The 11,241-nt window shown below is 60.0% G+C and carries 9 protein-coding genes; 3 read left to right on the forward strand and 6 right to left on the reverse strand.

From position 1 onward, the window contains the following. Positions 1-160: 160 nt before the first annotated feature. The 5 genes from phoU to AAAB16_RS09355 form a co-directional block, all read right to left on the reverse strand. Positions 161-892, reverse strand: a complete 732-nt coding sequence (gene phoU, locus AAAB16_RS09335) for a phosphate signaling complex protein PhoU (protein WP_340663085.1) — start codon at positions 890-892, stop codon at positions 161-163. Between the two features lie 134 nt (positions 893-1,026). Next, entirely contained in the window at positions 1,027-1,860 is an 834-nt protein-coding gene (gene pstB, locus AAAB16_RS09340) for a phosphate ABC transporter ATP-binding protein PstB (protein ID WP_340663086.1), read from the reverse strand. Between the two features lie 71 nt (positions 1,861-1,931). Then, complete coding sequence (pstA, locus tag AAAB16_RS09345; protein ID WP_340663087.1) at positions 1,932-3,611, reverse strand: phosphate ABC transporter permease PstA; 1,680 nt, start codon at positions 3,609-3,611, stop codon at positions 1,932-1,934. Between the two features lie 3 nt (positions 3,612-3,614). Continuing rightward, complete coding sequence (locus AAAB16_RS09350) at positions 3,615-5,903, reverse strand: ABC transporter permease subunit (RefSeq protein WP_340663088.1); 2,289 nt, start codon at positions 5,901-5,903, stop codon at positions 3,615-3,617. Between the two features lie 174 nt (positions 5,904-6,077). Continuing rightward, positions 6,078-7,049, reverse strand: coding sequence for a phosphate ABC transporter substrate-binding protein PstS (locus AAAB16_RS09355; RefSeq protein WP_340663089.1), 972 nt, complete (start codon positions 7,047-7,049; stop codon positions 6,078-6,080). A gap of 192 nt (positions 7,050-7,241) precedes the next feature. On the opposite strand from AAAB16_RS09355, the gene AAAB16_RS09360 reads away from it, so the two are divergent. Beyond that, entirely contained in the window at positions 7,242-8,552 is a 1,311-nt protein-coding gene (locus AAAB16_RS09360; RefSeq protein ID WP_340663090.1) for a sorbosone dehydrogenase family protein, read from the forward strand. Here the strand turns inward: AAAB16_RS09360 and AAAB16_RS09365 are convergent. Beyond that, positions 8,536-9,825, reverse strand: a complete 1,290-nt coding sequence (locus AAAB16_RS09365; protein ID WP_340663091.1) for an MFS transporter — start codon at positions 9,823-9,825, stop codon at positions 8,536-8,538. The genes AAAB16_RS09360 and AAAB16_RS09365 overlap by 17 nt on opposite strands. Positions 9,826-10,138: 313 nt before the next feature. Between AAAB16_RS09365 and AAAB16_RS09370 the strand changes: the two genes are divergently transcribed. Beyond that, positions 10,139-10,537: an acyl-CoA thioesterase gene (locus AAAB16_RS09370; RefSeq protein ID WP_108095192.1), complete on the forward strand. Its 399-nt coding sequence runs from the start codon at positions 10,139-10,141 to the stop codon at positions 10,535-10,537. 49 nt (positions 10,538-10,586) lie between these two features. After that, positions 10,587-11,241, forward strand: a 655-nt coding sequence (locus tag AAAB16_RS09375) for a D-hexose-6-phosphate mutarotase (RefSeq protein WP_340663092.1), incomplete at its 3' end; no start/stop codon positions are given.

Raw genomic sequence — 11,241 nt, forward strand, 5'->3', positions numbered from 1 at the left:
TCTAATCGACATAGTGCTTCGCTCCGACCATGGCATCACTCGATCTCCCGATTCGAAGGATTGCCTAAGCCTAAATGCGTTACCTATGTCTCCCGACACCTGTTACCTATGTCTCCCGGCTGAACACGCAGCGCACCCTACAAAGCAACAACGGCAGGCCTTACGACCTGTCGGCGGTGCCCTTCACTTCTTCTTCCATACGCGCCAGGCCGAGGTGTTTAACGTCGGTGCCGCGTACCAGGTAGATGACCAACTCAGCGATATTGCGCGCGTGGTCGCCGATGCGTTCCAGCGAGCGCAGTACCCAGATGATGCTCAGTACACGGGTGATGGAGCGCGGGTCTTCCATCATGTAGGTGACCAGTTCGCGCAGGGCGGTTTTGTATTCGCGGTCGATGGTTTTGTCGTACTTGGCCACCGACAAGGCCAGGTCGGCGTCAAAACGGGCAAAGGCGTCGAGCGATTCCTGAACCATTTTGCGCACTTGGTCGCCGATATGGCGCACTTCCACGTAGCCGCGCGGCGATTCGCCGTTTTCGCACAGCTCGATGGCGCGCTTGGCAATTTTGGTCGCTTCGTCGCCGATGCGTTCCAGGTCGATCACCGACTTGGAGATGCTGATGATCAAGCGCAGGTCGGAAGCAGCCGGCTGACGACGGGCGAGAATGCGGATGCATTCTTCGTCGATATTGCGCTCCATCTGGTTGATCTGGTCGTCGATTTCACGCACTTGCTGGGCCAGGCCCGAGTCGGCGTCGATCAACGCGGTTACGGCGTCGTTAACTTGTTTTTCCACCAAGCCGCCCATGGCCAGCAGGTGGCTGCGCACTTCTTCCAGCTCAGCGTTGAACTGCGCGGAAATATGGTGGGTGAGGCTGTCTTTGTTGATCATGTGCATGTCCTGAACCGGGGTTTGACTCCCCTCTCCCGCCTGCGGGCGAGGGGCCGGGGGTGAGGGTTGGCAGATAACGCAAAAGCCCCTCTCCCTAACCCTCTCCCGCAAGCGGGAGAGGGGACTGACCGCGACTAGCCGTAGCGACCGGTGATGTAGTCTTCGGTTTGTTTTTTCGCTGGGTTAGTAAACAGCGTGTCGGTGTCACCAAACTCAATCAGCTTGCCCATGTACATAAACGCGGTGTAGTCGGACACCCGCGCGGCTTGTTGCATGTTGTGGGTGACGATGACGATGGTGAACTTGGATTTCAGCTCGTAGATCAGCTCTTCCACTTTCAGGGTGGAGATCGGGTCGAGTGCCGAGCATGGTTCGTCGAGCAGCAGCACTTCGGGCTGTACGGCGATGGTGCGGGCGATAACCAGACGTTGTTGCTGACCACCGGACATACCTAGGGCCGACTCGTGCAGACGGTCTTTCACTTCGTCCCACAGGGCGGCGCCACGCAGCGAGGCTTCAACGGCTTCGTCGAGCACGCGCTTTTGGTTGATGCCTTGAATACGCAGGCCGTAGGCAACGTTTTCGTAGATGCTTTTCGGGAACGGGTTGGGCTTCTGGAACACCATGCCAACGCGACGACGCAGCTCGGCGACATCTTCGCCTTTGCGGTAGATGTTGGTGCCGTCGAGGTTGATTTCACCTTCAACGCGGCAGCCGTCCACCAGGTCGTTCATGCGGTTAAAGCAGCGCAGCAAGGTCGACTTGCCGCAGCCGGACGGGCCGATAAAGGCGGTCACGCGCTGCTTGGGGATATTCATTTTGACGTCGTAGAGCGCCTGCTTGTCGCCGTAGAACAGGCTCAGGCCGGGCACTTCCAGGGTCACCGGCTCGTTGGCCAGGGTCAGGTTCTGTTTTTCACGGCCAAGGGCAGAAATGTTCATGCCGTGTGGCTGGCTTTCATGCTGCATGGAGAGACCTCAATGCGTTGTGTACGTTTGGCTGGCCGCAGGTGCCGCCAGCGATAAGTTCGGGTTACAGCTTAGTGATCCAGCGCTTTGTACTTCTCGCGCAGGTGGTTACGAATAGCCACCGCCGACAGGTTCAAGCCGGCAATCACCATCACCAGCAACAGCGCGGTGGCGTATACCAGCGGGCGGGCTGCTTCGACGTTGGGGCTCTGGAAGCCGACGTCGTAGATGTGGAAGCCCAGGTGCATGATCTTCTGGTCCAGGTGCAGGTACGGGTAGTTGCCGTCCACTGGCAGCGACGGCGCCAGTTTCACCACACCTACCAGCATCAGCGGCGCCACTTCGCCTGCGGCGCGGGCCACAGCGAGGATCATGCCGGTCATCATCGCCGGGCTGGCCATTGGCAGCACGACTTTCCACAAGGTTTCTGCCTTGGTGGCGCCGAGGGCCAGGGAGCCTTCACGCACGGCGCGAGGGATGCGCGCCAGGCCTTCTTCGGTGGCCACGATCACTACCGGTACGGCCAGAATCGCCAGGGTCAGCGAGGCCCACATCAGGCCCGGCGTGCCAAAGGTCGGCGCCGGCAGCGCTTCGGCGAAGAACAGGCGGTCGATGGAGCCGCCCAGCACGTAAACAAAGAAGCCCAGACCAAACACGCCGTAGACAATCGCTGGCACACCGGCGAGGTTGTTTACCGCAATGCGGATGATGCGGGTCAGCGGGCCCTGCTTGGCGTATTCACGCAGGTACACCGCGGCCAGCACGCCGAACGGGGTAACGATCATGGCCATGATCAGGGTCATCATCACGGTGCCGAAAATGGCCGGGAAGATACCGCCTTCGGTGTTCGCTTCACGGGGGTCGTCGGAGAGGAATTCCCACAAGTTAGCGAAGTACATGCGCAACTTGGTGAACACACTCATGCCGTTGGGCTGGTAGGCGTGGACGATTTTGCCCAGGCTGATTTCGATCTCTTTGCCGTCAGCTTCACGCACCACCACGCTGTCGCGGTCGACCGCTTGGTGCAGCTCCAGCAGTTGGCCTTCCAAACCTTTGTACTTGGCGTCCAACTCGGCGCGCTCGGCGTCGATGTCGGCTTGGGCTTCGGCGGTGAGGGTTTTTTCCAGTTCCAGCTTGCGGGTTTTCAGGCGCAGGCGTTCGAGGTCGTGGTTGATCGCGCCGATGTCTTTCTTTTCCAGCTTGGACAATTGCGCGGCCAGGCCTTCAACACGGACGATGCGCTCTTGCAGGGTTGGCCAGCCGGCTTCACCTTCAGCAATCACTTTGCCGCTTTCTTTTACGCTGACCAGGGTGCCGTAGAAGTTGCCCCATTCACGGCGCACCAGGGTCATCAGCTCCACCGGTTTTTTCTGCTCAACCAGCCAGTCGCCGACCAGCCAGGTGAAGTCGCTGCCGTAGATATCACGGTTACCGACCTTGAGCAGTTCGCGGGTCATAAACTCCGGGCCGTTGTCTGGCACCGGCAAGCCGGCACCTTTTAAGCGCGCCAGCGGCACTTCTTCGGCCTGCACCACTTCGCCGATAACCAGGTGGCTAGGCTGCCCGGGTATGGAGTAGGTGGCTTGCAGCAGGTCGGCTGGCCAGAAGTGGCCCAGACCGCGCACGGCAATTACCAGGAGCAAACCGATGGTCATGATCACGGCGATGGAGACCGCGCCGCCGCTCATCCAGATGCCTGGCGAGCCGCTTTTGAACCATGCGTTGAGGGAATTCTTCTTCACGGCGTTCATCCTTTAGAGCGCTGCATATTTCTTGCGCAGACGCTGACGAATCAGTTCGGCCAAGGTGTTCATGATGAAGGTGAACAGCAGCAGTACCAGTGCCGAGAGGAACAGCACGCGGTAGTGGCTGCCGCCGACTTCCGATTCCGGCATTTCCACCGCGACGTTGGCCGCCAGGGTGCGCAGGCCTTCGAACAGGTTCATTTCCATGACCGGGGTGTTACCGGTGGCCATCAGCACGATCATGGTTTCACCCACCGCACGGCCCATGCCGATCATCAGTGCCGAGAAGATGCCCGGGCTGGCGGTGAGGATGACCACGCGGGTCATGGTTTGCCAGGTGGTAGCACCGAGTGCCAGCGAGCCCAGGGTCAGGCTGCGCGGCACGCTGAACACGGCGTCTTCGGCGATGGAGAAGATGTTCGGGATCACCGCAAAACCCATGGCCAGGCCGACGATCAGGGCGTTGCGCTGGTCGTAGGTGATGCCCAGGTCGTGGGAGATCCACAGGCGCATATCGCCGCCAAAGAACCAGTTTTCCATATACGGGCTCATGCCCAGCGCCACGGCGCCAACCAGCAGGATCACCGGGATCAGGGTCAGCGACTCCCAACCTTCGGGAACGCGCAGGCGGATCGACTCAGGCAAGCGGCTAAAGCCCCAACCGGCGAGCAAGATGCCCAGCGGCGTGAGAATCAGCAGGCTGAAAATACCCGGCAGGTGGCCTTCCACATACGGCGCCAGGAACAGGCCGGCAAAGAAGCCGAGAATCACCGTCGGCAGTGCTTCCATCAATTCGATCACCGGCTTTACTTTGCGGCGCATACGCGGCGCCATAAAGTAAGCGGTGTAGATGGCAGCAGCCACGGCCAGCGGCGCGGCCAGAAGCATGGCGTAGAACGCGGCTTTCAAGGTACCGAAGGTCAGCGGCGCCAGGCTCAGCTTGGGTTCGAACTCGGTGTTGGCGGCGGTCGATTGCCAGATGTACTTAGGCTCGTCGTAGCTCTCGTACCAGACCTTGCCCCACAGCGCGCTAAAGCTCACTTCCGGGTGCGGGTTTTTCAGGGTCAGCGGGTGCAGCTCGGTGCCCGCTTCCACCAGCAAGCGGTTGGCCCGTGGCGACATAGCCAGCGCGCCTTTGCCGTCGACAATTTTTTCCACCAGCAAGGTGCGCTCGGCGGTGCTGTGGTAAACGCCCAGCTCACCGGCCGCATCCAGGGCAACGAAGCCTTTACGGCGTTCTTCCGGGTTGATCTGCACAATGGCCGCGGTGCCTTGTTGGAAGTCGCGGATGTGCTTGAGGCGCGACGAACCATCCGGGTCGCGGGCCATAAACCACTGGCTGATGCCACCTTTGGAGTTACCGATCATCAACGAGATGCCACCGAGCAACTGGGTGCTGGCGGTCACTTCGGCGTCGGCGTCTTCCAGCAGTTTGTAGCGGCCGTTAAGGGTGCGATCACGCAGGTTAAATACGTCGGCCTGGGCACGCCCGTTAAGCACGTACAGCCACTGCTGACGCGGGTCGATATACAGCGCTTTGATCGGGTCGGCGATCTGTGGCAAGACCACACGGTCCTGCGTCAGCGTGGTTTCGCCGGTCATCATGTTTTCTTCGCTGGTCAGCGACAGCATCAGCAGTTCGCTGCCACTGGAAGCGCCCAACAATAGGGTTTCGTCATTGGCGCTGAGGCTAACGTGCTCAAGCGCACGCCCTTGCGGGTCGATGCTCAGCGGCGCTTCGCCGTAGGGGTAATCAAGTTGCGGGGTGATGGTTTTGTGGTTGTCCGGGTAGGTCACTACGTAGGTGTGTTTAAACACCAGCGCCTGACCGTTAGACAGCCCCAACACCACCAGGTTATTGCCGGCCTGAGCCTGGCCAATGGAGGCTACGGTGGCGCCGGCGGGCAAGGTCAGGGGAAAGCGTTTGAGTTCATCGCCCGACTTGGTCGTGAAGAAGATTACTTCGCCCTTGTCGGAAACGCGCATGGCCACCTGGTTCTGCTCTTCAATGGCGAGCAGCAGCGGTTTGCCAGCGTCTTGTTGCAGCCATGCCGGGCTTTGCACCTTCTTCTCGGTCAGCTCGGCGCCCTGAAACAAGGGGAACACCACGTAGCCCAGATAGAAGAAGATCAGCGTAATAGCGCCAAGCACAGAAAGGCCGCCGATCATTACGTACCAGCGCGCCAAATGGTCTTTAAGCGCACGGATGCGGCGCTTGCGTTGTAGCTCGGGCGTATTGAAATCAATGCGTCCGGAGGAGGAATTCGCAGTCATGGGGGAATTGGCCAGATCGTTCATGCGCACACCCTAGCGGCTCTGTATGACAGAAACATGACAAAGCAGTGACGCAAAAAACCCACTGACCGATGAAACCACGTTCATGGGTACAGCAGGCTTGCGAAATCGCCGCCAGGGATCACCCGACGGCGCTTTGTAGTAGCAGCGGAACGGCGCGAACCGCTCCGCCGGGTCTTACAGACCCAGGTCTTTCAGGGCTTTCTCAGCAACCTTGGCAGGCAGCGGGATATAGCCGTCTTTCACGACAACTTGCTGACCTTGTTGCGACAGAACCAGCTTCACAAACTCAGCTTCCAGCGGGGCCAGCGGCTTGTTCGGCGCCTTGTTCACGTATACGAACAGGAAGCGCGACAGCGGGTACTTGCCGTTCAGGGCGTTCTCTTCGTTGTCTTCAACAAACTCGCCGCCTTCTTTCTTAGCCAGGGCAACGGTGCGAACGCTAGCGGTTTTGTAGCCGATACCCGAGTAACCAATGCCGTTCAGCGAGGAGCTGATGGACTGCACCACCGACGCGGAGCCAGGCTGCTCGTTGACGTTGGCTTTGAAGTCGCCTTTGCACAGGGCTTCTTCTTTGAAGTAGCCGTAGGTGCCGGACACCGAGTTACGGCCAAACAGTTGCACTGGCTTGTTTGCCAGGTCGCCGGTGATGCCCAGGTCGCCCCAGGTTTTCACGTCTTTGGTGCCACCGCACAGGCGGGTGGCGGAGAAGATGGCGTCAACCTGGGCCATGGTCAGGCCTTTGATCGGGTTATCTTTGTGCACGAATACGGCCAAGGCATCGACAGCAACTGGAACGGCAGTCGGCTTGTAGCCGTACTTGCTTTCGAAGGCTTGCAGCTCAACGTCTTTCATCTTGCGGCTCATTGGGCCGAGGTTGGCGGTGCCTTCGGTCAGAGCGGGTGGCGCGGTGGAAGAACCAGCGGCCTGAATCTGGATGTTCACGTTAGGGTAGAGGCGCTTGTATTCCTCAGCCCACAAGGTCATCAGGTTAGCGAGGGTGTCAGAGCCAACGCTGGACAAGTTGCCGGATACGCCGGTGGTCTTGGTGTAAGACGGAATCGACGGGTCAACAGCGGCAACCGCGCTTGCGGTGGCGACGCCAGCGGCGACAAAAGTCAGGGCCGCCATCAAACGCTTAAGTTTCATGCCTTGCTCCTAGCAGGATAGGGTTGTGTTGGAACGGGGCCAAGTATCTGTAGGCCGTGTGACGACTCTATGTCTTGAATATGACAATTAGATGAAAGGCCATCATCCCGTTAGGTGGGCAGGTTTTCATAACAACCCCATCACTACGCTGTCACTTACTGAGCCACCTTGGATCGCCCCGGAGACTGCCCCATGCACTTGGTTCGCTTACTGCCGTTGTCCCTTCTCGCTGTCGCCTGCATAAGCTGCGCGCAAACCCCGCCGGCCGATGCGCTAAAAAGCTATGGCCCGAACCCGACCCTGCCAGCGCCCGACTCTGGCTTGCTGCCAACGGTAAATGTCGCTAAGGCCGTAGGTTGGCCGGTGGGTGCGTTGCCGGTGGCGGCGCCGGGCACCAAGGTAAATCTGTTTGCCGAAGGCCTCGACCATCCGCGCTGGCTCTACGTACTGCCTAACGGCGATGTGCTGGTGGCAGAAACCAATGCACCGGCGCCCGCCGACGATACCGACTTCAAGATCAAGGATTGGATTGCCAACAAAATCATGACCAAAGCCGGCGCCACCGTGCCCAGCGCCGATCGCATCAGCCTGCTACGCGACGCCGACCACGATGGCATCGCCGAAGTACACACCACCTTCCTTAAAGACCTGCACTCGCCGTTCGGCATGGCCCTGATCGGCAACGACCTATTTATCGCCAACGCCGACGCCGTGGTGCGTGTGCCTTATATAGAAGGGCAAACCGAAATCAGCGCGGTGCCTGCCAAGGTCACGGCCCTGCCCGCCGGCCTGAACCATCACTGGACGAAAAACCTGATCGCCAGCCCCGATGGCAAAAAGCTCTACGTCACGGTCGGCTCCAACAGCAACGTCGGGGAAAACGGCCTGGATATAGAAGAAGGCCGCGCGGCGATTTGGGAGCTCAACCCCATCAGTGGCGATAAACACCTGTTCGCCACCGGCCTGCGCAACCCCAACGGCCTGGCTTGGGAACCCAGCACCGGCGCGTTATGGACGGCGGTCAACGAGCGTGACGAAATCGGCAACGACTTGGTGCCGGACTACATCACCTCGGTTAAAGAAGGCGGCTTTTATGGCTGGCCCTACAGCTACTACGGCCAGCATGTGGACGAGCGGGTAAAACCGCAGAACCCCGAACTGGTGGCCAAAGCGTTGGTGCCGGACTATGCCTTGGGCGCGCATACCGCGTCGCTGGGTATCGTCTTTGGTGAGAAAAGCGCGTTGCCGGAGCGTAAGGACGGTTTATTCGTGGCCCAGCACGGTTCCTGGAACCGCGACCCACGCGCCGGCTACAAGGTGATTTTTGTGCCGTTCAAAGGTGGTAAACCCGACGGCATGCCAGAAGACGTGCTCACCGGCTTCCTTAACGCTGAGGGCGAAGCGCAAGGCCGCCCCGTGGATGTCGCCAACGACAGCCAGGGCGCCCTGCTGGTGACCGACGATGTCGGCAATAAGATTTGGCGGATCAGCGCTTCGAAGTAAGCAGGTACAGGCCGACGCACAAGCCCAGGCCGCACAACGCTGCCACGTAATAGGCCGGCCCTAGGGGGTCGGTCTTGAGCAGTAGGGTGACCATCATCGGTGTCAGCCCGCCAAAGATTGCGTAGGCCAGGTTGTAGGAAAACGACAACCCGGAAAAGCGCACCGCTGGCGGGAAGGCATTAACCATCACAAACGGCACCGCGCCTATCGTGCCCACGAACAAGCCTGTCAGCGCGTAGAGCGGGAACAACCATTCGGGGTGGGTGCTGATGCTCGTGTAAAAGGTCCAGGAACTGGCCAGCAACAACAAGCTGCCGACGATAAACACCTTGCCCGCGCCAAAACGGTCGGCCAGGGCGCCAGCGCCGATGCAACCCAAACTCAGGAACACAATGGCCAGGCTATTGGCCTGCAACGCCGTGGCTGCGTTGAAGTGGTAGACCGTTTGCAGCAGGGTTGGGGTCATCAGAATGACCACAATAATCCCGGCTGACAGCACCCAGGTGAGCAGCATCGACAACAGGATGGCGCCACGATGATCGCGTACCACCGCCTTAAGCGGTACTTCCTCGGCCAGCGCTTTACGCTGCTGCAATTCGGCAAACACCGGGGTTTCGTGCAGCCAGCGGCGCAGGTACACCGAGAACAAGCCAAACACCCCACCGAGCAGGAACGGCCCGCGCCAGCCGTAGGCCAGCAATTCTTCCGGGGTGAACACGCTATTAAATAAAGTCGCGACCAACGAGCCGAGCAAAATGCCGGCAGTGAGCCCCGACGTCAGGGTGCCGCAGGCGTAACCAACATGCCGCGCCGGCACATGCTCGGCCACAAACACCCAGGCGCCGGGCACTTCACCACCAATGGCGGCGCCCTGAATCACCCGCAGCACCAGCAGGGCAATGGGCGCCCACATACCGATTTGCGCGTAGGTCGGCAGCAAACCCATCAGCAACGTGGGCACGGCCATCATAAATATGCTCAGGGTGAACATCTTCTTGCGGCCCAGCAGATCACCGAAATGGGCCATCACGATGCCGCCCAAAGGCCGGGCTAGATAACCGGCGGCGAAGATGCCGAAGGTTTGCATCTGGCGCAGCCAATCGGGCATTTCTGCCGGGAAAAACAACTTGCCGACCACCGCAGCGAAGAACACAAAAATAATAAAGTCATAAAACTCCAGCGCACCGCCCAAGGCGGACAACGACAGGGTTTTGTAATCGCTGCGGGTCAGCGGACGGCTAGGTGGCGTGGCGGGCAAGTCGGCGGTGGACATAAAAAATAGGCTTCTCATCGGCTAAAAGCGCAGCCACAGCGGGCGCAAGCCCCGCGCGGCAGGCGCGCACGATAGCAAATTGCGACGAAACGACACAGCAATGACACGTTCCCGGTCAAATCTAAGACTGCGTAGTCGTGCTAGGGCAAAACCCCCGATATACTGCCGCCTGTCTGCGTCCAGCCTGGTAATCACCCCAAGCTAGAGCGGCCGGGTCTTCTGCGAACCCAACTTGCGGCCTGTTAGCCGAGTGAGCAGTCAAGCCCGAGACTGGCCACCTCCAATAAGAGTGACGGGTAAGAGGCACCAACGCATGATTGAACTCGAACAAGAAGACCCAACGCCACAAGGCGACTTGGCATTGCAAATTACCGCGCTACCGCGCGAAACCAACGGCTTTGGCGATATTTACGGCGGCTGGCTGGTCTCGCAGATGGACCTGGCCGGCACCGCGATGGCCAGCAAAGTTGCTGGCGGGCGGGTGTCCACCGTAGCCATCGACCGCATGGCCTTTCTGGTGCCGGTTGCCGTTGGCGCGCAGCTTTCCTTCTATAGCCAAACCCTGGAAATCGGCCGCAGCTCAATCCAGATGCTGGTGGAAGTGTGGAGCGACGACCCGCTCTCCAGCGAATGGCGCAAAGTGACCGAAGCAGTGTTTGTGTTTGTCGCCATTGATGGCAGTGGCCGCACTCGGCCGGTGCCACGGCGCTAAACCGAACCCGATTGAGTTGTTCTCGCCTGAAAATCGGAGTGTCACCCCCATGCCGCAAACCGCCCCTCACGTCGAACATATCGAGCTGGATGAACTGGTCTGCTGGCGCGTGCGCACCGCCACGGCGGAGTTACTGGTGGCACAGCAAGGCGCGCAAGTGCTGCGTTATCAACAGCACGGCCAGCAGCCGATCATCTGGCTTAGCGACGAAGCGGCCTATAAAAAAGGCCAATCGGTACGCGGCGGTGTGCCGGTGTGCTGGCCCTGGTTTGGCGACCTGGCGCGCAACCCGCGAGATATTCAGCAACTGCACGCCGGCGCCCCGGCACCCGCCCACGGTCCGGTGCGCGGTCTGGACTGGCAGTTGCAAGGCATCGACCAACAAGACGACGCCGTCAGCCTGACCTTCACCCTTGTTCCCAGCGCCGACACCTTGCCCAATCTGCCCAAGGACATTGAGCTCAGTTACACCGTCGACCTGGCCGAGCACCTGACACTGACCCTCACCAGCCACAACGGCAGTGACCAGCCGCTGGCCCTGAGCCAGGCGCTGCACACCTACTTTGCCGTCAGCGATATCCACCAGGCGCGCATCGAAGGCCTGGACCGTGCGCACTACATCGAAACCCTGGAAAACTGGGAACTGCGCCGGCAGCAGGGTGACGTGACCTTTACCGGCGAAACCGACCGCATCTACCTCGATG

It is taken from the genome of Pseudomonas sp. (assembly GCF_037994325.1).
GTDB lineage: Bacteria > Pseudomonadota > Gammaproteobacteria > Pseudomonadales > Pseudomonadaceae > Aquipseudomonas.